We start from the raw sequence: 21,334 nt of genomic DNA on the forward strand, positions 1-21,334 counted from the left end.
TTCCCTAAAAAATCATTGGCGCAATGTAGAGTTTCATACACATTTCTATAAACCAAATCAACAACAGTAGTACTACTGGTGCAATATCTAATGATCCTAGGTTAGGAAGAAATCGTCTTATTCTATTCAACATTGGCTCAGTTAATCGGTAAGTCATTTCTAATATTGAGTAAACAAACCTATTTTGAGTATTTATAATGTTAAAGGAAACAAGCCAGCTGATAACTACATTCGCAATTACCACATAAGAATAAAGCTTTAATATTTGAAGGGCTAAGTAAAAAATGGCTATCATTTTTTCTCAACATAAATTGACTGACTTGGGAAAGCAAAAGCTGCTTTGTTTCCTTCAACAATTTGTTTTATTTCAATTGCAAGTTTTTCTTTAACCTCCAACCAAGTTGAAAAACTGTTAGAGGTAGTAAAACATCTAACCCTCATATCAATCGAACTATCTGAAAATTTTTCAACTCTAACTGCAACTCCTACAGCTTTGTCAAAATCATCATTTTTATTAATGTGACCTTCAATTTCATTTCTAATTTTTTTTAGTTGTTCAACAGTAGTGTCGTATTGAAGTGTTATTGCCCAATCTATTCTCCAGTTAGTTGTCTCACTAATATTGATAACTGCATTTTCAGCAAACTGAAAATTAGGAATTATGGCTAAAGATTTATCAAACTTTCTTAAAACTGTTGATCTAAAACCAATTTTCTCAACAATACCTTCAATAATACCTTCAACTAAAATCCAATCCCCTATTTTAAATCTTTTTTCAACTAAAACTAAAATTCCAGAAATCAAATTTTTAAATAAGTCTTGTGCACCTAAAGCAACAGCAACACCAAATAAACCCAGTCCTGCAATAATTGGTCCAATTTTTATTCCCCAAAGTTCAAGAACAGCTGCTAGCCCTAAAATAAAAATTAAAATCTTTAAAGATTTTATAATCCAGCCCACTAACTCACGGGTTAACATTTTATCTAGCCCACTTAAAATATAAGAAATTGGTTCAATAATTTGATGAATAACCCAGAATATTAAAATTGTAATTAATGTTCGATTAATTGTATCAACTATGGCTCTCCCATCATCTGCAAAAGACATATAATAACTTGCAATAAAGAAACCTAAAACAATTGGTAAAAATCTAGCTGGTCCTTCCATTGCATGGACAAAGGTGTCATCTAATTTATTTGTAGTTCTTTTTGAAATTGCTTCTAGTCTTTTAATAATAACTTTACTTATTATTCCTCTAAAAATTAAAAAAATAAAAAATATTCCAATACCAATTAGTATCTGAAAAATATCAACTCCACGAATTCCTTTAGACCAAACAGAAATAAACAGATCACTAAAATTACTAAATATGTCCATAATTAAATTTTATATAGCAAAAATTCCTCTTCTCCAGGGTTAAAAAGAAAAATTTTTTTCCATTTAATTTCATTAAGAATTGAAGAGGTTTTTTCTCCAATGCACATCAAATTAGTATTCATACATAAGGTTTCTAGCTGATAATTTTTAATTACTTTTAAAAAATTAATCGCACTATTTTGTGAATAAATGTAAATAATTTCAGGCATTTTCAATTTAAGTTTTTCAATAAAGCTTTCATCATATTTTTCAATTGAGTTGGTCCTGTAATTAATTAGTCGATCTATCGTATACCCACTTGAAATGAGTTCCTTATCTAAATTACTAGAGATTATTTCTCCACTTATATAAATTAGCTTTCCTTCAGAAGGTTTAAAATTTTGTAAGATTAATTCCTTAAGATTATTAACATTTCCTTCAGCTGCAAAAACATTTTGAAAACCAGCACTTCTAGCTTTTTTTTCAGTAGCATCTCCAACACAAAAGCATTTTAATTTTTTATCAATGTTCTTTATATCCAAAAATTTAATAGCATTACTGCTTGTAAAAATAATACCTTTAAACTCAGAATAGTTTGGAGCTTCATATTTTAAACCCTCAATATTAATTAATGGTAAATGAGATATTTCATGACCTAATGATTGAAATTTTAATATCATTTCATGACAATCTTCTAAGGGTCGTGTGAATAAAATATGCATATTATTTTTTGTAAGAATTATTAGACATCTTTTTAAGAGTTTTTCCCATCTCTATTCCTAACTCTTCTGCTTTGTCTATATCTTCAGATGACTTTAAATAAAATCTTTTACTGCCATCTAGGGAAAATAGCTCTACTTCAAGATTAATTTTATCACCCTCAATACTAGCAAATGCTCCTACTGCTGTTTCACAATCTCCTTCTAAAACCTTTAAAACATTTCTTTCAGCTTTTATAGAGTTATGTGTTGATTGATGATCAACTTGTTTTAATAACTCAATTAAATCTTCATCATTATCTCTACATTGCAAGGCAATAACTCCTTGTCCAGCACAGGGTATAATTTCTGAAGTAGAAAAAGCTTGAGAGATATTTTGATTTAAACCCAAAGAATTGATTCCAGCATATGATAAAATAATTGCATCATATAAATTCTCATTAAGTTTTCTTATTCTTGTATCAACATTTCCTCTAATTAATTTACAATCAAGATCTTCTCTTATTTTTTTAATCTGAAATTCTCTTCTAAATGAGGATGTTCCAATAATTGAATTTGAAGCTAAATCTTTTAGATGTTTATTATCTTTGCTAATTAAAATTTCTCTTGGGTCGTTTCTTTCTAAAAAACAATTTGTTAATAAACCTTCAGTTTCTTCAGAAGGCATATCTTTTAATGCATGCACAGCTATATCTATTTTTTTTTCTGATAATTCAACCTCTATAGTTTTTGAAAAAAGACCCTTACCTCCAACCTCAGATAACCTTTTATCTTGAACTTGATCACCCTTGGTTACAATTTCTTTAATGATTACTTCTTCAATTCCAAAATCTTTTGCATAGCTAAGAATTTTTTCCCTAGCTTTTTCAGCATAGATTAATGCTAATTTGCTTCCTCTTGACCCTATAATAATTTTTTTATTTTTCATTTATTTGCTTTATACTTCATGCTTATATTGAGAATGTATAATTAATAAAAACTAATTTAATGATTAAAAAGCCCCTAATTCTAGGAATTGAATCAAGCTGTGATGAAACAGCTGCTTCTATCATAACAGAAAATGAACAAGGAATGCCAACAATTTTATCAAACATTGTTTCAAGCCAATTTGATATTCATAAGGAATTTGGGGGTGTTGTTCCTGAGCTTGCTGCAAGATCTCATATGGATAAAATAGATATAATCACTAAAAAAGCAATTGATGAAAGTGGAGTAAAAATGGAAGATCTGGATGCTATAGCAGCAACAGCAGGACCAGGTCTTATAGTCTGTCTATCTGTTGGATTAAGTTTTGGAAAAGCAATGGCCTCTTCCCTCAATAAACCATTTATAGCTGTTAATCATTTAGAGGGGCATGCATTAAGTCCAAAACTAAATTCTGAATTAAACTATCCTTACTTGCTACTTTTAATTTCTGGAGGTCATACTCAATTTTTAAGTGTTCAAGGGTTAGGAAATTATAGAAGATTAGGAACAACTATTGATGATGCTGTGGGTGAGGCATTTGATAAAACAGCAAAATTATTAGGTATAGAATTTCCTGGTGGACCACAAATTGAAATATATGCAAAAAAAGGTGATCCAAATAAATATTTATTGCCCAAGCCAATTTTTCATAGGGGTGGTTGTAACTTATCATTTTCAGGATTAAAAACTGCTATTTTAAAAATCTCGAAACAAATTAAAACTGATCAAGAAAGATATGACTTAGCAGCATCTTTTCAAAAAACTATTGAAGAGATATTATATAAAAAAAGTAAAATTGCTTTTGAAGAATTTAAAAAAATAAATGTAGCAAAAAAAAATATATTCGTAGTTGCGGGTGGAGTTGCTGCAAATAAAAAAATTAGAGAAGTTCTAACTAATCTTTGTAAGGAAGAAAGGTTTGAAGCAATATTTCCACCTACTAAATTATGTGGAGATAATGCGGCAATGATTGCAATGGTTGGACTAGAAAAATTTAAATTAAAACATTTTAGTGAATTAGATAGTCCAGCAAAACCTAGATGGCCCTTAGATGCAAATGCTGTCTTTTTAAAGGGTGCAGGTGTAAAACTATAGCTATTATATACAAATATAAATTATTTTTGACTAGTTGCACTTATCCATATCAATGCTTTTAACTTGAAAGAATTATTTTGTTTAGTTGTGTCGTCATGTTCTTTAATGGAAAAATATGCTCTAAAAATATTTTTATTTATTTTAATGTTATTAAGAAAATTTTTTAGAAATATGAACATTAGTTTTAATTTGATATTTTTTACTCATCTAATGTTTTTTTACATAAATCACGTAAAGTTTTAAAATTATTTTTATTTGCAACTATGAAGCTTATTATTGTTTTATTTTTATTTTTATACTTATAATATATTTGGGCTCCATTTTTTTCTGCTAAAGCTAATCCTCCAGCAACATCCCAAATTTTATTTTGAAAGCCTACACAGGCTGAAAGTTTTCCTTCAGAAAAATATGCTAAATTCATTCCTGCTGAACCTGTTCGTAAAGCACCTTGTGAAATAAAATTCATTTTTTTAAATAATTCTAGTTCTTTGTTTTTTTTATTCATATGACTCGATGAAAAAGATACGGCAATCAAGCTTTCCGATATTGGACAATCGTCAATATAGATTCTGCTTGCATTTTTAAAAACTCCACCATTTTGGTCAGAATAATATAGTTCGTTTGTAAGAGGGTTAAAAATTACACCAAAAAGTATTTTTTTTTTATCCTTAAGTGCTATTGATGTGCAAAAATAAGGTATTTTGTGAATATAGTTTACTGTCCCATCAAGAGCATCAACGATCCATGTAAAATTTGGTTTTTTGAAGTATTTTAGATATCCATTTTCCTCAAATAAAAAATTTGTTTTTTCTTTTTTTTTTTAAGTATTTTTAATATTATATTTTCACCATCTATATCTATTTTTGTGCAAACATCCCTATTCATTTTAGATTTTATTTTAAATTTTGTTTCCTCAGAATAATTTTTAACTAAAATTTCTCCACTCTTAACTGCAGCTCTAATTGCTAAAATTAATTTATTTTCTATTGTCATTTTTGATTGAGTTAAGTTTTAAGGAATTTGATTCCCAGTTTTCAAGTAAAAACTGATGCAAAGGTTCTCCATCTTGTAGATTTAAAATTATTTTTAAAAACTCTTTTTTATCTAGTGCTTTTCTCAATATTTTTATACCAGAATCTTCATCTTTAATATTTTTATACTGTATTGCTGATAAAATTCCTACCGCAAGAGCATTGGGTTTAATTCCTACAGACAAACATTCGTTTGCAGCTCCTATTAATCTTTCTTTTCTTTGAAGTTTTCTAAACGGTTCTCTTGCAACTCTAGATATTGGATCAAATAATAATTTATTTGAAAATCTTTTAAACTCTTTTGATCCATAAAATTTAGTAAATTTTTTATCTAAACTATATTTTTTGATCAACATTTTAGATAATTCTAAAATACAATCTTTTATAACTTTTTTTATCCTGGTATTTTGTAAAGCTTCGTGCACATATATATTTTTAATTCTATTTCCCAAATATGCAGCTATACAGTGAGAAGAGTTATGTATATAAAATTTAGCTAGCCATTGAACTCTTAGTTCTTTTTGATTTAAAAAAATAGCTTTTGTATTTTTAATTTTTAATTTTCTATCTATAAAACAAAGGCCATCTTCTGTTATAAGATTAAGTTTATTTATTTTTTTTATTTTTTTTGAGGCTGTATTTGACGTAATTACATCTGGAATTCCAAAATATATATTTTTCTTTTTACTTTCTTTTTTAAGATAATCTACAATATCTGGATCATTTTCTAAACAAAGGATGTCTTTTTTAAAAAAAGAAATGTTTTTTACTATATTTTTTACCTGTCTTGTTCCTACGCAGGTAATTATTAAATCAAAATTGTTTATAAAGTCAATTTCTTCATTCAATAAATATATTTTCTTTGGAAAAACTTTTTTTGAAATATATTTATTGTTTGATATTTTAAATGTTTGATAATATTTTTTTTTCTTAATATCTGAAATTAAAGATTTACTTACATCCACATAGTACAAATCATAAAATTTTTCAGAAAAAACCCAGGGCAGATAACCCCTACCTATTGCTCCAGCACCATAGATTAATAATTTTTTTTTCATTTAGTGATGATGTGTATACATTTTTTTGCTTTATTGATTAAGTCTATAGTTTTTTTTTCATTTGTGGATGCGCCTATAATAAAGCACGGTCTATCGGCACAATTTTCATAATCTTGAATAGAATCACCGCTTTTCTTTGTAAAAATAACTTCCAAAATGTCGTTTTTTGATATTTTAGGTTTTTTGTATTTTATTTTTAATATTTTACCTGGTCTCGGCCAAACAGTTGTACTTAATGCCGTTCTATTAAATTTTTTATCTAATAATTTTTTATTAAATTTATGTCCAAGTGATATTTGCATTGCTGCTTCAATTACCTTTTTTCCTGTTGCTGCAGGCACAAGGATTTGACAATCAAACCCACCTGACAATCTAGTAGTCATCTCTAATATAATTAGTTTACCTCTGTCTATTAATAGATCAAATTTTGCAGGTCCGACTTTTACACCTAACTTGGAGGCTACCTTCTTACAATAATTAAATATTTTCTTTTGCATAATTTCTGACAATTGTGTTGGGTTTCTCAGGCCTATTTCTAATGCTTTACCCGAACTGTGATCAAAATATCTATCTGTGATAAAGCATGGATAAAATTTTCCATTAATATCAAATAATGTTTCTACCGTATGTTCACTTCCTGTAAAATATTTTTCAACCGTACAATAACCACACCTTGAAACCTTGATTGCTTTTGCAATGATTTTTTTTAAATTCTTACTCTCAACTTTGCTCTTAATTATTTGCATCCCTCTGCTAGCACTATTATCAGTATTTTTTATTATGAATGGATATCCAATATTTTTTTCAATATTTTTATTTATATTTTTATTTATATTTTTTATTTTTAAAAATGGGAAATCTATTAAATTATTTTTAAATAAAAATTTTCTAAATAAATATTTATTATTTGTAATTTTTGCAATTTTTACACCTGAAGTAACTAGATTAAGTTTTTCTGCTAAAGTTGCAGCTGTGATAGTGCAATCAATACCTGCAACAAAAATAGATTTAATATCAATTTTTTTTTTAATTTTATTTAAAAGATCTAAATTTTTTTTAATGTTAAAAATATCAACTTGAAAAAATAAGTCAGCATTAGATTTACAAAAACAGTTTTTATTAATGTCTGTAATTAAAATTTTATATCCTAGTTCTTTAGCGGCTAAAATATTAAAATATTGCATTCTTCCACCACCAAGAATCCAAATATACTTATTTTTAGTAATATTTTTTTTATTCATTTTGGAGTTTGCTTACTAAATTAAATTTTAAAGTTATTCTTATTCTTATAATATACTTGATAAAACCAATTAACAAATACAAATGTGAAGTATGTGTTTGATAAATTTACTATAAAAAGAAAGATATCTTTGGTGGTATCGTTATCAATACTGATTCTTATAATTTTAAAAAAAATGAGCTATATTTAATAAAACAGTAAATTCTTAAATAAAAATATGTTTAATATTTAGAAAATATTATTTATATAAAAGCACTTTGAAATTGGGTAAAGGTTTAGTTAATTAATTAAAAAATTTATTCTATAAATTATGACAAAATCCTATTGGTTAATGAAACCAACACTTGTTGTTCTCCGATAAGACTCCACGGACACCCACCAACTTTTACTTTACTTTCCTTTCTAAAAATATTGATTAATATCACTTAAAGGCCCACAATACATGTCACATGACATGGCACGATTTTAACGTCCGAAATCAATCAAAATATTGCCACTTTTAATTATTATATTAAAAATTGTTAAAGTTCATTTTCAGAATTTTAATAACCCCCAATATATGCAACTAGAACTATTCGATTATAGAAGAGATTGTCTTTTTGAGTCGGAAAATCAATGTATTCACTATTACGATGTATTAAAGGAAACCGACGATACTATTAGCTATTCAGAACATATTAATCCAAAAAAAGGTTATGCAGTTTGTGGTATGGAATATGAAGAATATATAGATATTAAGAAAGATAGATTGAAAGGATTAACATACGACCAAATTCTTAACTACTTAAAAAATGTCAAAAAGGAAGAGAGACTTGAAAAATATAAGGCACTACTAAAATTTAGAGACGTATCTTTTGAAGCAGATTTATTTACCTGGCACAATAAAGATTTATATTAAGCTAATACTATTTAGCTGCAAAATTTTAGAAATAGTGTAATAAATATTTATGACTAAATTTAAACTTGCAGAATTTTTTAGTGGACCTGGAGGCATGGGTTATGGTGCGGGCTTAAGCAAGATTAAGGATAAAAAAAATATTCACTCAATTGAGCATGCGTGGGCCTCAGATTACCATCAAGCTTCTTGCAATACTTATGAAAAAAACATTAAAACAAAAGCCATGTTTTGTGAAAAAGTTGAAAACTTTTTCAATCTAGTTGATAAAAAAAAAATTATTCTCCCAGAGTTTGATTGCTTTGCTTATGGTTTTCCTTGTAATGATTTTAGCAATGTTGGTGAAAGTCTAGGTATTGAAGGAAAGTTTGGACCTCTCTATACTTATGGAGTTGAATTAATAAATAGATACCACCCTACTTGGTTTGTGGCAGAAAATGTTGGGGGTATGAAAAGTTCAAATGAAGGAAAAACTTTTTTAAAAATTCTTAAAGATCTAGAGAGTGCAGGCAAAGGTTATAATTTGACTGTCCATAAATATAAGTTTGAAGATTATGGAATTCCTCAAGCACGACACAGAATAATTATTGTGGGTATTAAAAAAGAATTAAACCTTAAATTTAAAGTTCCTAAACCTAATTATAAAATAATGACCGCTAAGGAAGCATTGAATAATATACCTGTCAATGCTTATAACAACGAACTAACAAATAATTCGAAACAAGTAATTGAAAGATTAAAATATATTAAACCAGGCAAGAATGCTTTTAATTCTGAGATACCAAAGCATTTACAATTAAATGTTAAAGGAGCAAAGATCAGTCAAATTTACAGGAGGTTACACCCTGATAAGCCTTCTTATACAGTAACTGGCAGTGGTGGTGGTGGAACACATGTGTATCACTGGAAAGAAAATAGAGCCTTAACAAATAGAGAAAGAGCAAGACTGCAAACTTTTCCTGACAACTTCATCTTCACTGGCTCAAAAGAGGAAGTTCGTAAACAAATAGGAATGGCAGTACCTGTAAAAGGCGCCAAAATCATATTCGATTCAATACTTAAAACTTTCGCCAAAATTGAATATGCTTATATAAAACCTAATATGTAAATATATGTTTACTAATGAAAAAGACTTTGGTGGCGATTTTGGAAAAGAAATATTTAGAAATATAGATAATTTTAACTCACTAGAGATAGCTAGTGGTTATTTTGATCCTCAGACAATTGAAAAAAATAGAAATAAACTCTTAGAGATAGCAAAAAGAGGCTTCTGTAAAATTTTAGTAGGGATGATTTACCATGAAGGTGTAAGCAAAAATCAAAAAAAAACTTTAGAAGAATTAAATAAAGATTTAAAAAAAATTAACAATGAAAGTGGTGTTTATATAACCTTAAGAAAATATCATGGAAAGATTTATAAATTTAAAAAAGATCAAAATGATTTAATATTTGTGGGTTCATCTAATTTTTCTGGAACTGGAATGTACGGGAATTTAGAATGCAATACTTCTGTTTTAGATAGAGGTAGCAAAGACCATATTTCTAAATTTTTAAATCATCTTTTTACCTCAAAAGAATTATGTGCAAACCTAGATAATGTTGAGCTTACTATTAAAAAAAAAAGAAGAAAAAAAGTAAAGAAAAATTATCTAAGTATGAAATATCTAAAGCATCATTTCCTAAATCAAAAATTTTAAGTGAAACAAAGATTAAATTACGAGTAGATGAGCAACCAAGATCATCTCTAAATCTATATTTTGAAAAAGGAAGAAAAAATCCAAAGACTGGAAAATATAGTCCTAGACCATGGTATGAAGTAGAAATTACATCAAAAAAGAGTGAAAGAACAAAAGATTATCCAGTGGGTAAATTCATTGCTTATGTTTTTGATGATAAAAAATATTACAAATTAAATATGATTACAGCTTCTGATGGATATAAAGGAATTATGACAAAAGATAATAGGGAAATCTTAGGGGAATATATCAAGGGTAAATTGGAGCGTGAAGGACACCTTGAGCGACTAGAAACAATCACAATAGATACTTTAAGGAATTACGGCCAGGATTACATCTCTCTTAAAAAAATAAAAGATAAAACTTATTACTTAGAATTTTAAAATACATGTCACATAACATGTCACGTGTTTGTTAAAAATAGTGTAAAACAAAATGTGTAGTATGAATAAAGTAAGTAAACATTGGAGAAACAATTAGATGAACTACTGGTTAATGAAATCAGAACCTGATGTTTGGTCAATTGATCAACAAAAAAAAGCTGGGGCAAAAGGTGCTCCCTGGGATGGGGTAAGAAATTATCAAGCAGCTAAAAATTTAAAAGGAATGAAAAAGGGAGATCTTTGTTTTTTTTATCATTCAAATATTGGCAAAGAAATTGTTGGTATAGTTGAGATTATTAAAGAGGCTTTCTTGGATAAGACTGACAAGGATGGTCGTTTTGTGGCAGTTCAAGTAAAATTTAAAGAAAAGTTAAAAAAGAGCGTAACACTTGAAGAGGTCAAAAAAAATAAGGATCTTAGTCATTTATCACTAATTAGACAGAGCAGGTTATCTGTCATGCCAATTGACTCTAAAAGCTGGAAAATTTTAAATAAGATGGGTAATATTTAAATATTAAAAAATTTCATGCCAAAACAAAAAAAAACAAAAGTAAAAAAAAAAATCCCTAAAAATTCCAAGGTTAAGAAAAAAATAAAACCTATTAAAAGAAAAGTTTCAAAAAAAATTGAGGAAAAAGAATTGGTTTTTAAAACTAAACCTGAGTGGGTAAAAAGTGCTTTAATAAATAAAGCAAAATACCAAAAAAAATATTCTGACTCAATTAAAAATAATGATAACTTTTGGAAAACTGAAGGGAAAAGAATAACCTGGATTAAGCCCTATAAAAAAATTAAAGATGTTAAATATAGTAAAAAAGAAGTTAAGATTAAATGGTATGAAGATGGAACATTAAATGCTTCTGCCAATTGTATAGACCGTCACCTTAAAGATAAAAAAGACAAGACAGCGATTATCTGGGTTGGTGATAACCCAAAAGATACAAAAAAAATTTCTTACAAGCAATTACATAAAGAGGTTTCTAAGGCTGCAAATGGTTTAAAAAAACTAGGCATAAAAAAAGGTGATCGAGTTACAATTTATTTAACTATGATCCCAGAACTTGCGATAACAATGTTGGCTTGTGCTAGGATTGGTGCAGTTCATTCTATTATTTTTGGTGGATTTTCAGCTGAATCTATCACTACAAGAATTAATGATTGTGAGTCAGAGTACATCATTACTGCTGATGAAGGGGTAAGAGCTGGCAAAACAATTCCTTTAAAAAAAATTACAGATGAAGCGTTAAGAAAATGCCCTGATGTTAAAAAATGCATAGTCGTAAAAAGAACAGGAAATAAAGTCGACTGGGTTAAAGGAAGAGACGTTTGGTATAATGACTTAATTAAAGATGTATCAAACAAGTGTGATCCTGAAGAAATGAATGCTGAAGATCCTTTGTTTATTCTTTACACTTCTGGATCTACTGGAAAACCAAAAGGTGTTTTACACACAACGGGTGGTTATATGGTTTATACATCAATGACTCACCAACATATTTTTAATTATAAACCCAAGGATATATACTGGTGTACTGCTGACATTGGCTGGGTAACAGGTCATAGCTATATAATCTATGGACCTCTTGCTAATGGTGCAACAACAATAATGTTTGAAGGTGTTCCAACTTATCCTGATAGTTCAAGATGGTGGCAGATAATCGATAAATATAAAGTTAATATTTTTTATACAGCGCCAACGGCTATCAGAGCCTTAATGAGAGAGGGAAACAAACCTGTTAAAAAAACTTCAAGAAAATCATTAAAATTATTAGGGACTGTCGGAGAACCAATCAATCCAGAAGCTTGGATGTGGTATTATAAAACAGTTGGAAATTCAAAATGTCCTATAGTTGATACATGGTGGCAAACTGAAACTGGTGGAATTTTAATTAGTCCACAAACAGGTGCTATGAATTTAAAACCTGGCTCTGCATCCAAACCTTTTTATGGAATTAAGCCCTCTATAGTTGATAAAAGTGGAAAAGAAATAAAAGGTGCCGGTGAAGGAAGATTATGCATTTCACAGTCGTGGCCTGGACAAATGAGAACTGTTTATGGTGACCACCAAAGATTTATTGATACTTATTTCTCTCAATTTGATGGAAAATATTTTACAGGCGATGGAGCTAGAAGAGATAAAGACGGATACTACTGGATCACAGGACGTGTTGATGATGTAATTATTGTATCTGGTCACAATTTGGGAACTGCTGAAATTGAAAGTGCTTTTGTTGCTCACCCTAAAGTTGCTGAAGCTGCAGTTGTTGGGTATCCTCATGATATCAAGGGTAATGGTTTATACTGCTATGTTACTTTAAATTTAGGAGAAAAATCAGATCTAGATCTTGAAAGAGATCTTAAACTTTGGGTTAGAAAACAGATTGGACCACTTGCAACGCCTGATATTATTCATTTTTCACCTGGTCTTCCAAAAACTAGATCTGGAAAAATTATGAGAAGAATTTTAAGAAAAATTGCTGCTAACGAGCATAATCAATTGGGTGACACATCTACTTTAGCCGATCCAAGTGTTGTGCAAAGCTTAGTTGATAATAGAAAAAATATTTAAATCTTAATTAATTCTTTAAATTCTTTTTCAATATTTTCCCATTTTAAGATCATAGAATTTAACACGATTTTTCTATCTAAAATTTTTAATTCATCAGCCACTGGTGCCCACTTATATAAGGTTAGAGCACTTTCATTAAATGGCCAAGATTTATAATATGTATTCCAATCAATCTTTTCTAATCTTTCTTCAAATTTTTCTTTTGCTTGTGAAATAATTTCTTCTGGCATTTCATTTTTTTTTTCTTTGGTCAAAATTTTATCATAAACTTCATTGGCTTTACTCATGTCCTTATAATTACAAAAAACATTCAAATACGATAGGCTATAAAAAGTAAGATCCTGAAGTGCTATAGAATAAATATTCCATTTAGCTTTGTTAATGGATGCTAAGAATACTTCATCATCAAAGTGTAATACCCACTTGGTTCCCATTCTTGTTTTTAAGTAATTATATAGAGTTACCTGCGATACCCATGCTGATTTTGTTTGAATAAACAGTGTAAGGTCTTCTATATTCTTAATCTTTTTCTTTGGAAGAACTCCTTTAAACAAAGCAAATAAATAAACTCTAAAATCTTCTAGTTTTATGTCTTTTAATTTAAGTTTATATTTAAGCAATTTTACCTACCTTTTGTATGCTTTATATTACAAAAATGGCCCTAATTCGACCTTTTTAAGGGCTTTCAATCTATCTCATTATGGTTAAAGTTTCTTTCTTAACTATATAGGGAGAGTAAAATGTCAAATAAAGCAAAACACTGGGAAAAAACTAGGGGGCTACTGTTTGTTACTTTAGCAATCTGGTTTGTATTCTCAATTGGCATCTTTTTTTTCGGAACTGAAATGGAAGCATCTAGCTTCAAACCTTTTGGTTACCCATTGTCATATTATATGACATGTCAGGGTTCATTATTAGCATTTGTAATTTTGAATTTCTGGTTTGCAGGTAGACAAGAGAAGATAGATGAAGAGTTTGGTTTCACTGAAAGAGAGGATAGCTAATGATAAAAGGTAAATTTATAGACAATCTACCAAAAGTTTATGGAATCTATACAGGTGGTTTTATAGGGTTCATAATATTGATGGCGATTGCTGAACAAATGGGAATGTCTGCAAAAGCAATAGGAATTTCTTTTGTTATATTCACCATTGCTATCTATGCGATAATCGGTTGGTTATCACGTACACTTCAGATGGACGCTTACTACGTAGCAGGCAGAGAAGTACCTACTGTATTTAACGGAATGGCTACTGCAGCAGACTGGATGTCTGGTGCATCATTCGTTGCGATGGCAGGTGGTATTTACTTTAAGGGCTATGGATATATGGCACTACTAGTTGGATGGACAGGTGGTTATATACTTGTATCTACTTTACTAGCACCTTACTTGAGAAAATTTGGCTGTTACACAGTTCCAGATTTTGTTGGTACACGATATGGTGGTAATGCAGCAAGACTTTCTGCAGTACTAGTATTAACAGTAGCTTCATTCACATATGTGACTGCACAAATAAATGCAACAGGAACTATTGCTTCAGTAGCATTAGATATTCCTTTTGAAATTGCTGTGTACGTCGGATTAGCAAGTATATTGATGTGTTCAATGCTTGGTGGAATGAGAGCGGTTACATGGACGCAAGTTGCGCAATATATAGTTTTAATTATTGCTTACTTACTTCCTGTATTCTGGATCAGTAGTAAAATGGGTGCTGGATTCTTCCCACATTTAATGTTGGGAGATGAAGTGGCTAGAATTGCTGAACTAGAAAGTCAGTTTGGGTTTGTGAAAAACTCAGCTGCAGACTTAGCTACAGTACCGAAAGGTTTGGCTGGAATAACTAAAGCACACTCATCAGTTAATGGAACAAACTGGGGATTCATTTCTCTAGCAATTTGTATGATGGCGGGAACAGCTTCTTTGCCTCACGTTATGATGAGATACTTTACTACTCCAAGTGTAAAATCAGCTAGAAGATCTGTAGCATGGTCGCTACTTTTCATCTTTATTTTATACTCAACTGCGCCAATGTTAGCTACATTATCAAAACTATCACTGATTGATCCAACACTTTCAACAGGGATTATTGGTAAATCAATAGCTGAAGTTCAAGCGATAGATTGGTATCAAAACTGGAACCAAGCTAACCTGATGTTTGTCAGCGACTTTAACGGAAATGGAACTCTTGAATTAAATGAGTTTTTCATGGGTGGTAAAGCTGTTGTATTAGCTACTCCAGAAATTGCTGGATTACCTTATGTAATCTCAGGTCTGGTTGCTGCTGGAGGTATGGCCGCTGCCATGTCTACTGCCGATGGTTTGATCTTAGCAATCGCAAATGCTTTGTCTCATGACTTGTACTACAAGATCATTGATCCAAAAGCAGAAGCTGCGAAAAGATTAATTGTTGCAAGGGTATTACTTGTAATCATTGGTTTTGCTGGAGCAACTATTGCCGCAATGGGTATCCAAGGTATCTTAGGTTCAGTAATCTGGGCTTTTGACTTTGCGATGTCAGGATTGTTCTTCCCACTTGTACTAGGTGTATGGTGGAAAAGAGCGAATGGTCCTGGTGCTGTTGCAGGAATGCTTCTGGGATTAGCAGCTGGTACTTGGTATCTAGTTTGGGTACGTACTGGTGGAGCTGGATTCTGGGGTATTACTCAACTTACATTCGGTATCTTTGGATCGTTGGTTAGTTTAGTTTCTATGGTAGTTGTTAGTTTACTAACAAAAGCACCAGACAGAGCTACTCAAGATATGATTGACGAGCTTCGTATTCCAAGTGGTAAAACAATTCTTGGAAAACAACACTAATTAAATTTATTATTAAGGGGCGATTTATTTCGCCCCTTAGTAAATTTTTAAACAAAATTCCTTTTTATATTTATGCCAGAAATTCATCCCTTTATTCTTATAATTGATTATATTTTAGGTGTTATAATGTGGACTCTAATTGGAAGAGTTGCGATGAATATTTTTCAACGAGAAAACTCAGAATTTTTTTTTATGAAAGCTTTTGTAAAATTAACAAACCCATTAATAAGATTATTTAAACCTATAACTCCTTCATTCATTATAGATCCTCTTGTTCCTCTTTACGTAGCCTGGTTCTTTTATATGATTAGATTTTACCTTATGCCCTACCTACTAGGGTATTCTGTCATGGGAATGTTATCTTTTCCTTTAGAAAGTGAAATTGCTACAGAAATTTATCGTATTTTTGGCAAATAATTAATTCAAATTAAAAATAAAATTGATACTACTAATATTAGTAATCAATGAAAAAAATACAAATATCACCTTCAATTTTATCTGCTGACTTTAGTCAATTAGGTAATGAGATTAAAAGACTAGAAAAAGGTGGTGCTGACATGATTCATGTTGATGTTATGGATGGTCACTTTGTTCCAAATTTAACCATGGGGCCTCCAATTATTAAGGCTTTAAGACAATATACAAAGCTGCCATTTGATGTTCACTTAATGATTTCACCTGTTCATAAATATATTCAAGATTATGCTAATGCAGGAGCGGACATTATTACAATACACCCCGAAGCAACAGAAGATTTGAAAAGCTCCATTCAACATATCAAAAATTTAAATAAGAAGGTTGGAGTTTCATTAAACCCTGAAACTAAAATTGATTTAATAACTAATTTGTTAAATGAGATTGATTTAGTTTTAATTATGAGTGTAAACCCAGGGTTTGGAGGGCAAAAATTTATGCCCGAAGTACTTGATAAAATTAAAGAATTAAAAAAGATAAAAGATAAAAAAAGTTTAGAATTGGATATTGAGATTGATGGAGGGATTAACTTTGATAATAACAAGTTGGCTATTGAAGCTGGTGCAAATATTTTAGTTTCTGGCACTACTGTATTCAAAAATAATAATGGAAATATAAAAAAAAATATAGATCTTTTAAAATCAAGCTAGAATAATGATTTTTAATAATTTATTAAATTTTATTAATAATTCATATATACTTTCTAAAAAAAAAATTCATTCTCTATATTTAAGCTCAAATACTTATAACAAAAAAATTAAATCTTCTACAGTTAGCTCTTTACAATACTACCCGAGTCCTAACTTGCTCGACTCACTGATAAAGTACGATAAAAAAAAAATTAATATCGAAAATTATTCATTAAATAAAATATGGGATAACAAAAATTTAAAAAAAAAAGATTATAAAAATTTAAATAGTTTTTTTTGGCTATTTAGTTTGGATTTAAGATCTTCAAAAAAAGATACTCAAAATGTAATTTTACAATGGATTAATAAAAATCATAGTTACAACTCTAAAAGTTGGGAGGTTGATATAGTGGCTAAGAGAATAATTGCTTGGACTTCCAACTCTAGACTTACGTATGAAGATAGTAGCACTGATTACAAAGATCAATTTAATGCTATTATAAAAAAGCAAATTAATCATTTAATTAATGAAATAGAACGGTCAGAATGGGTTGATGATAAAATGATAGGTTGTACAGCTATTATTTTAACTGGCTTAACCTACCAAGATAAAGATGGATATTTAAAAATAGGTCTTAACTTATTGAGAAAACTTATAAAATTTTCTTTTGACAATGATGGTTTTCCAAAATCAAGAAATATCAGACAATTATGCTTTTACTTAAAATATTTTATTCTAATCAGGGAGTGGTTCAAAGAATCTCAAAGTGAGATACCTGATTTTATTAATGAAAATATATATTACTTAGGTCAAGCTTATACATTCACTTGGCAAAATAATAAAATAGATCTGCTTTTCAACGGCAACCATGAAACAAATAATATTGATTTTGATCGTTATTTAAAAAAACATGGATATAGTTTTAAAAATCAAAATAATGAATTGGGGGGATATGCTGTTCTTAGCAACAAAAAAACTTCACTAATCATGGACATAGGTTCAAGTCCTGATAAAAAGTTTTCTTCAAACTATCAAGCAGGTGCATTATCTTTTGAGATAATATCAAATGGGAAAAAATTAATTTGTAATTCTGGATATTTTCAAAACCATAATCACCAATTAAATGAACTATCAAAATCAAGTGCCATACACAGTACTCTAACTTTAGATGATAGATCATCATGTAAATTCAATAAAACTAAAAACGAAAGTTCAAAAATTTCTCATGGATTAAAAATATTAAAAAAAAATATTGTGTTTGAAAAAAATTACTGGAAAATTAATGCAGCACATGATGGTTATTTAAGACAATATGGTATTATTCATGAGAGAGAAATGGAGTTTTACCCTGAACAAATAAAATTTGTTGGTTATGATAAAATAATTTCAAAAAATAGTATTAAAAATTTAAAATTTGAAATTAGATTTCATTTAGAGCCCAATATTAAGATAATGAAGACTCAAGATAATAAATCAATACTTATAGATCTTGATGGTGAAGGTTGGAAGTTTAATTCTAATAACATTAATATGAATATTGATAATGGTCTATATTTTGGTAGAAAAGATTTCTTTGTTGATAATCAAAATATAGTCATTTCTGGAATGACTAATGATGAAAACCAGACTATAAAGTGGGAAATTACAAAACTATAATGAAGAAAATAAAAAAAGCACTGATTTCAGTTTCTGATAAAAAAAATTTAAGAGATCTTTTAAAAGTTTTAACTAAACATAAGATTGAATTGATAAGTTCAGGTGGTACTTATAAAGAGATCAAAAAACTTAGGTTTAAATGTTTGGAGGTTTCAGAATATACGGACTCTCCTGAAATACTTGGTGGTAGAGTTAAAACGCTACACCCAAAAATACATGCTGGAATATTAAGTAAAAGAAATAATAAATCTCATGCCAAGGACTTAAGAAATAACAATTTTGAAGAAATAGACCTTGTTATTGTTAACTTCTACCCTTTTGAAAGAACTCTAGAGCAGACTAATAATCATTTAAAAATTATAGAAAATATTGATATCGGGGGACCAACAATGGTTAGGGCTGCAGCAAAAAACTATAATGATGTTACTGTCATTACTTCTTCAGATCAATATAGTGAATTAATTAATGAGATAGAAAAGAATAAAGGGTCTACGTCTATTGAGTTTAGAGAAAAAATGTCTTTAGAAGCATTTTCTGAAACGGCATATTACGATGCTGTTATTTCAAATTACTTTAACAAAATTAAAAATAATAATTTCCCTAAGAAAAAAATTATATATGGAAATTTAATTGAAAAATTAAGATATGGTGAAAACCCTCACCAGCAAGCTGCTGTTTACTCAAAGACTCAAAATTTAAATATTAAACAAATTCATGGGAAACAACTGAGTTATAATAACTACAATGATATATTCTCTGCCCTAACTATTTCCAAATCTTTACTAAAAAATTCAGGTACTGTTATTGTTAAGCATGCTAACCCATGTGGTGTTTCTATTGATAAGAGTAACTTAAAAAGCTACCAATTAGCGCTTGCATGTGACCCTATAAGTGCTTTTGGAGGAATAGTTTCATGCAATTATAAAGTAAATAAAACTTTAGCAATGGAACTAAATAATATTTTCTTAGAAGTTATTATTGCAAATGGCTTTGATCTTGAGGCATTAAAAATTTTGAAAAAGAAAAAAAATTTACGTCTTATTGATGCAACAAACCTTACAATGAAAAATTTAGTAAGGTTTAACTCAGCTAATGATTCTTTTTTAACTCAATCTGAAGATATAGAAAAATTCAGTATTAAAAATTTTAAAATAGTTTCAAAAAAAAAACCTAACAAATCTCAACTAAAGAATTTAATTTTTGCTTTCAATGTTTGTAGATACGTTAAATCAAATGCGATTGTTTTAGCCAGTCAAGAAGCAACTGTGGGTATTGGATCTGGACAGCCTAGCAGGCTTGATAGCTGTCAAATTGCAATAGATAAAATGAATAAATTTCAAAATTTAAATGATGAAGTTGTTGCAGCTTCAGATGCATTTTTCCCATTTGTCGATGGTATAGAAAAATTAGTGCAATCAGGTATTACTGCTGTAATACAACCCTCTGGATCAATCAGAGATAAAGAAATTATAAAATTTTCAAATCAAACTAATACTATTCTAGTCTTTTCTAAAACAAGACATTTTAGACATTAAAAATCTGATCAATTTTAGCGGCCAGAATAAAATCATTTTCTGACAATCCTTCTATTGCATGCGTGGTAATTCTAATTTTTGCATACCCCCATCCAAAAGAAATATCTGGGTGATGGCCTTCTGCTTCTGAAATTTCTCCAACTTTATTGATGAAGTCCTGACTATTAATAAAGTTTTTAAAAGTATATTTTTTTTCTAAGAAATAAATTTTACTTTCATTTTCAATGACATCCCATCCATCTACTTTTTTTTGATATTTGTGTATTTCACTTATATCAAAAGGCAAGATTCCACCCTCACAAGGAACACATTTCTTATTGAATAGATCATTCATTTGTTAATTTTTTTTAAGTTTATTGGAGCGGGTCAAGGGAATCGAACCCTCTACCTAATCGTTGGCAACGATTCGCTCTACCAATGAGCTAGACCCGCTTATAAAAATACTATAAATAGACGGTTTTTTTAAAGCAAGCAATAATAAAGTTATTGATTGGTATATAGATTTTTAAAAATTTGCTAAAAGATGTAATGAAAAAACAAAAATTGCCAAAAATTATACCTCTCTTCCCCTTAAGTAATTTTATTATTTTTCCAGATACGACTGTCCCACTGAATATATTTGAACCAAGATATATTGAGATGATTAATGACAGTATGAAAACAAATAAATTTATAGGCTTAATTCAACCTAAGAAAAATAATATTAACTCTATTATAGATCTTCATGAGATTGGCTGTATGGGAAAAATTACTCGTTTTGAAGATACATCAGATGGTAGATGCTTGATTGATCTTAATGGATTAGTACGATTTAAAATAACTAAAGAAATTAAAAATGATAAATCGTATCGTGAGGGCGAAATTAGCTTTGAAGATTATCAGGATGATTTGAATTTACAAAAGGAAGAATTACAATTTTCAGATCTCGAATTAATTTTTAAAGATTTAAAGTCATTATTTGAAAAAAAAGGATACGTAATTAATTGGAAATCATTGGAAAAGCAAAATTTAAATGAAACAATAAATGCATTGGCTATGGCCTCCCCTTTTTCGCTGGAGGAAAAACAAATTTTATTAGAAAGTCAAAATCTAAAAATAAGAAAAAATAAAATTGCTGAAATATTAAGTACCTATAATTATGATAATTTTGAAAATACAACTATTCAATAAAAT

Annotated in this window: 23 protein-coding genes, 1 tRNA gene and 1 pseudogene; 14 read left to right on the forward strand and 11 right to left on the reverse strand. The window is 29.1% G+C overall.

Annotation, left to right across the window (positions count from 1 at the left end; genetic code table 11):
* Window positions 1-4: 4 nt before the first annotated feature.
* The 4 genes from AC5YF9_RS06920 to hemC are packed head-to-tail and all read right to left on the reverse strand — an operon-like array spanning window position 5 to window position 3,003.
* Complete coding sequence (locus tag AC5YF9_RS06920; protein ID WP_415278218.1) at window positions 5-295, reverse strand: YggT family protein; 291 nt, start codon at window positions 293-295, stop codon at window positions 5-7.
* Window positions 292-1,377 carry a mechanosensitive ion channel family protein gene (locus AC5YF9_RS06925; protein WP_415303943.1) on the reverse strand — a complete coding sequence of 362 codons (1,086 nt, stop codon included), beginning with the start codon at window positions 1,375-1,377 and terminating at the stop codon, window positions 292-294. Before AC5YF9_RS06925 ends, AC5YF9_RS06920 begins: the two co-directional genes overlap by 4 nt.
* Before the next feature lie 2 nt (window positions 1,378-1,379).
* Window positions 1,380-2,078 carry a uroporphyrinogen-III synthase gene (locus AC5YF9_RS06930; protein ID WP_496169884.1) on the reverse strand — a complete coding sequence of 233 codons (699 nt, stop codon included), beginning with the start codon at window positions 2,076-2,078 and terminating at the stop codon, window positions 1,380-1,382.
* 1 nt (window position 2,079) lies between these two features.
* Window positions 2,080-3,003, reverse strand: a complete 924-nt coding sequence (gene hemC, locus AC5YF9_RS06935; protein ID WP_415303945.1) for a hydroxymethylbilane synthase — start codon at window positions 3,001-3,003, stop codon at window positions 2,080-2,082.
* A 59-nt stretch (window positions 3,004-3,062) separates the two neighbouring features.
* Between hemC and tsaD the strand changes: the two genes are divergently transcribed.
* Window positions 3,063-4,136: a tRNA (adenosine(37)-N6)-threonylcarbamoyltransferase complex transferase subunit TsaD gene (gene tsaD / locus AC5YF9_RS06940; protein ID WP_415303946.1), complete on the forward strand. Its 1,074-nt coding sequence runs from the start codon at window positions 3,063-3,065 to the stop codon at window positions 4,134-4,136.
* 199 nt (window positions 4,137-4,335) lie between these two features.
* Here the strand turns inward: tsaD and AC5YF9_RS06945 are convergent.
* The 4 genes and pseudogenes from AC5YF9_RS06945 to AC5YF9_RS06960 form a co-directional block, all read right to left on the reverse strand.
* Window positions 4,336-4,887 (reverse strand): annotated as a pseudogene (locus AC5YF9_RS06945) (inositol monophosphatase family protein); the annotation flags it as partial.
* Between the two features lie 20 nt (window positions 4,888-4,907).
* Window positions 4,908-5,129, reverse strand: a complete 222-nt coding sequence (locus tag AC5YF9_RS06950; protein WP_415303947.1) for a hypothetical protein — start codon at window positions 5,127-5,129, stop codon at window positions 4,908-4,910.
* Complete coding sequence (locus AC5YF9_RS06955; RefSeq protein ID WP_415303948.1) at window positions 5,113-6,225, reverse strand: mannitol dehydrogenase family protein; 1,113 nt, start codon at window positions 6,223-6,225, stop codon at window positions 5,113-5,115. The genes AC5YF9_RS06950 and AC5YF9_RS06955 overlap by 17 nt, the downstream gene beginning before the upstream one ends.
* Window positions 6,222-7,466 (reverse strand): ATP-grasp domain-containing protein, encoded by a 1,245-nt coding sequence (locus AC5YF9_RS06960; RefSeq protein ID WP_415303949.1) that lies wholly within the window; start codon window positions 7,464-7,466, stop codon window positions 6,222-6,224. The genes AC5YF9_RS06955 and AC5YF9_RS06960 overlap by 4 nt, the downstream gene beginning before the upstream one ends.
* Before the next feature lie 558 nt (window positions 7,467-8,024).
* Between AC5YF9_RS06960 and AC5YF9_RS06965 the strand changes: the two genes are divergently transcribed.
* The 6 genes from AC5YF9_RS06965 to acs all read left to right on the forward strand — a co-directional run bounded on the left by AC5YF9_RS06965 (window position 8,025) and on the right by acs (window position 13,048).
* Window positions 8,025-8,363 (forward strand): hypothetical protein, encoded by a 339-nt coding sequence (locus AC5YF9_RS06965; protein WP_415303950.1) that lies wholly within the window; start codon window positions 8,025-8,027, stop codon window positions 8,361-8,363.
* Window positions 8,364-8,412: 49 nt separating this feature from the next.
* Complete coding sequence (locus AC5YF9_RS06970) at window positions 8,413-9,468, forward strand: DNA cytosine methyltransferase (protein ID WP_415303951.1); 1,056 nt, start codon at window positions 8,413-8,415, stop codon at window positions 9,466-9,468.
* Window positions 9,469-9,472: 4 nt separating this feature from the next.
* Entirely contained in the window at window positions 9,473-10,057 is a 585-nt protein-coding gene (locus AC5YF9_RS06975; RefSeq protein WP_496169885.1) for a restriction endonuclease PLD domain-containing protein, read from the forward strand.
* A gap of 11 nt (window positions 10,058-10,068) precedes the next feature.
* Window positions 10,069-10,479, forward strand: a complete 411-nt coding sequence (locus AC5YF9_RS06980) for a hypothetical protein (protein WP_496169959.1) — start codon at window positions 10,069-10,071, stop codon at window positions 10,477-10,479.
* 97 nt (window positions 10,480-10,576) lie between these two features.
* A complete protein-coding gene (locus tag AC5YF9_RS06985) occupies window positions 10,577-10,990 on the forward strand; it encodes an EVE domain-containing protein (RefSeq protein ID WP_415303953.1) in 414 nt (137 codons plus the stop codon).
* Window positions 10,991-11,005: 15 nt separating this feature from the next.
* Window positions 11,006-13,048: an acetate--CoA ligase gene (gene acs, locus AC5YF9_RS06990; RefSeq protein ID WP_496169886.1), complete on the forward strand. Its 2,043-nt coding sequence runs from the start codon at window positions 11,006-11,008 to the stop codon at window positions 13,046-13,048.
* Here acs and AC5YF9_RS06995 read toward each other — a convergent pair.
* Window positions 13,045-13,668 carry an esterase gene (locus tag AC5YF9_RS06995; RefSeq protein ID WP_415303955.1) on the reverse strand — a complete coding sequence of 208 codons (624 nt, stop codon included), beginning with the start codon at window positions 13,666-13,668 and terminating at the stop codon, window positions 13,045-13,047. The genes acs and AC5YF9_RS06995 overlap by 4 nt on opposite strands.
* Before the next feature lie 120 nt (window positions 13,669-13,788).
* Between AC5YF9_RS06995 and AC5YF9_RS07000 the strand changes: the two genes are divergently transcribed.
* From AC5YF9_RS07000 to purH, 6 genes are all read left to right on the forward strand, one after another.
* Complete coding sequence (locus AC5YF9_RS07000; RefSeq protein WP_415286385.1) at window positions 13,789-14,052, forward strand: DUF4212 domain-containing protein; 264 nt, start codon at window positions 13,789-13,791, stop codon at window positions 14,050-14,052.
* The gene (locus tag AC5YF9_RS07005) at window positions 14,052-15,866 is read left to right on the forward strand and encodes a sodium:solute symporter family protein (RefSeq protein ID WP_496169887.1); all 1,815 of its coding nucleotides are present in this window, start codon (window positions 14,052-14,054) and stop codon (window positions 15,864-15,866) included. Before AC5YF9_RS07000 ends, AC5YF9_RS07005 begins: the two co-directional genes overlap by 1 nt.
* A gap of 72 nt (window positions 15,867-15,938) precedes the next feature.
* Window positions 15,939-16,283, forward strand: coding sequence for a hypothetical protein (locus tag AC5YF9_RS07010; RefSeq protein WP_415303956.1), 345 nt, complete (start codon window positions 15,939-15,941; stop codon window positions 16,281-16,283).
* Window positions 16,284-16,330: 47 nt separating this feature from the next.
* Window positions 16,331-16,990, forward strand: coding sequence for a ribulose-phosphate 3-epimerase (gene rpe, locus AC5YF9_RS07015; protein ID WP_415303957.1), 660 nt, complete (start codon window positions 16,331-16,333; stop codon window positions 16,988-16,990).
* A 4-nt stretch (window positions 16,991-16,994) separates the two neighbouring features.
* Window positions 16,995-18,626, forward strand: a complete 1,632-nt coding sequence (locus tag AC5YF9_RS07020) for a heparinase II/III family protein (protein WP_415303958.1) — start codon at window positions 16,995-16,997, stop codon at window positions 18,624-18,626.
* On the forward strand, window positions 18,626-20,161 hold the full coding sequence (gene purH / locus AC5YF9_RS07025) for a bifunctional phosphoribosylaminoimidazolecarboxamide formyltransferase/IMP cyclohydrolase (RefSeq protein ID WP_496169888.1): 1,536 nt from the start codon (window positions 18,626-18,628) through the stop codon (window positions 20,159-20,161). Before AC5YF9_RS07020 ends, purH begins: the two co-directional genes overlap by 1 nt.
* On the opposite strand, the gene AC5YF9_RS07030 is transcribed toward purH, so the two are convergent.
* The gene (locus tag AC5YF9_RS07030; protein ID WP_496169889.1) at window positions 20,151-20,495 is read right to left on the reverse strand and encodes a 4a-hydroxytetrahydrobiopterin dehydratase; all 345 of its coding nucleotides are present in this window, start codon (window positions 20,493-20,495) and stop codon (window positions 20,151-20,153) included. The genes purH and AC5YF9_RS07030 overlap by 11 nt on opposite strands.
* Window positions 20,496-20,518: 23 nt before the next feature.
* Window positions 20,519-20,593: transfer RNA gene (locus AC5YF9_RS07035), tRNA-Gly, on the reverse strand.
* 96 nt (window positions 20,594-20,689) lie between these two features.
* Here AC5YF9_RS07035 and AC5YF9_RS07040 point away from each other — a divergent pair.
* Complete coding sequence (locus AC5YF9_RS07040; RefSeq protein WP_415303960.1) at window positions 20,690-21,331, forward strand: LON peptidase substrate-binding domain-containing protein; 642 nt, start codon at window positions 20,690-20,692, stop codon at window positions 21,329-21,331.
* Window positions 21,332-21,334 lie beyond the last annotated feature (3 nt).

The sequence above is a fragment of the Candidatus Pelagibacter sp. uisw_098 genome, assembly GCF_059512505.1.

Excerpts from the sequence above, each read along its gene's own strand:
- AC5YF9_RS06920 (WP_415278218.1), bottom strand. The coding sequence starts at position 295 with ATGATAGCCATTTTTTACTTAGCCCTTCAAATATTAAAGCTTTATTCT.
- AC5YF9_RS06925 (WP_415303943.1), bottom strand. The coding sequence starts at position 1,377 with ATGGACATATTTAGTAATTTTAGTGATCTGTTTATTTCTGTTTGGTCT.
- AC5YF9_RS06930 (WP_496169884.1), bottom strand. The coding sequence starts at position 2,078 with ATGCATATTTTATTCACACGACCCTTAGAAGATTGTCATGAAATGATA.
- hemC (WP_415303945.1), bottom strand. The coding sequence starts at position 3,003 with ATGAAAAATAAAAAAATTATTATAGGGTCAAGAGGAAGCAAATTAGCA.
- tsaD (WP_415303946.1), top strand. The coding sequence starts at position 3,063 with ATGATTAAAAAGCCCCTAATTCTAGGAATTGAATCAAGCTGTGATGAA.
- AC5YF9_RS06950 (WP_415303947.1), bottom strand. The coding sequence starts at position 5,129 with ATGACAATAGAAAATAAATTAATTTTAGCAATTAGAGCTGCAGTTAAG.
- AC5YF9_RS06955 (WP_415303948.1), bottom strand. The coding sequence starts at position 6,225 with ATGAAAAAAAAATTATTAATCTATGGTGCTGGAGCAATAGGTAGGGGT.
- AC5YF9_RS06960 (WP_415303949.1), bottom strand. The coding sequence starts at position 7,466 with ATGAATAAAAAAAATATTACTAAAAATAAGTATATTTGGATTCTTGGT.
- AC5YF9_RS06965 (WP_415303950.1), top strand. The coding sequence starts at position 8,025 with ATGCAACTAGAACTATTCGATTATAGAAGAGATTGTCTTTTTGAGTCG.
- AC5YF9_RS06970 (WP_415303951.1), top strand. The coding sequence starts at position 8,413 with ATGACTAAATTTAAACTTGCAGAATTTTTTAGTGGACCTGGAGGCATG.
- AC5YF9_RS06975 (WP_496169885.1), top strand. The coding sequence starts at position 9,473 with ATGTTTACTAATGAAAAAGACTTTGGTGGCGATTTTGGAAAAGAAATA.
- AC5YF9_RS06985 (WP_415303953.1), top strand. The coding sequence starts at position 10,577 with ATGAACTACTGGTTAATGAAATCAGAACCTGATGTTTGGTCAATTGAT.
- acs (WP_496169886.1), top strand. The coding sequence starts at position 11,006 with ATGCCAAAACAAAAAAAAACAAAAGTAAAAAAAAAAATCCCTAAAAAT.
- AC5YF9_RS07000 (WP_415286385.1), top strand. The coding sequence starts at position 13,789 with ATGTCAAATAAAGCAAAACACTGGGAAAAAACTAGGGGGCTACTGTTT.
- AC5YF9_RS07005 (WP_496169887.1), top strand. The coding sequence starts at position 14,052 with ATGATAAAAGGTAAATTTATAGACAATCTACCAAAAGTTTATGGAATC.
- AC5YF9_RS07010 (WP_415303956.1), top strand. The coding sequence starts at position 15,939 with ATGCCAGAAATTCATCCCTTTATTCTTATAATTGATTATATTTTAGGT.
- rpe (WP_415303957.1), top strand. The coding sequence starts at position 16,331 with ATGAAAAAAATACAAATATCACCTTCAATTTTATCTGCTGACTTTAGT.
- AC5YF9_RS07020 (WP_415303958.1), top strand. The coding sequence starts at position 16,995 with ATGATTTTTAATAATTTATTAAATTTTATTAATAATTCATATATACTT.
- purH (WP_496169888.1), top strand. The coding sequence starts at position 18,626 with ATGAAGAAAATAAAAAAAGCACTGATTTCAGTTTCTGATAAAAAAAAT.
- AC5YF9_RS07030 (WP_496169889.1), bottom strand. The coding sequence starts at position 20,495 with ATGAATGATCTATTCAATAAGAAATGTGTTCCTTGTGAGGGTGGAATC.
- AC5YF9_RS07040 (WP_415303960.1), top strand. The coding sequence starts at position 20,690 with ATGAAAAAACAAAAATTGCCAAAAATTATACCTCTCTTCCCCTTAAGT.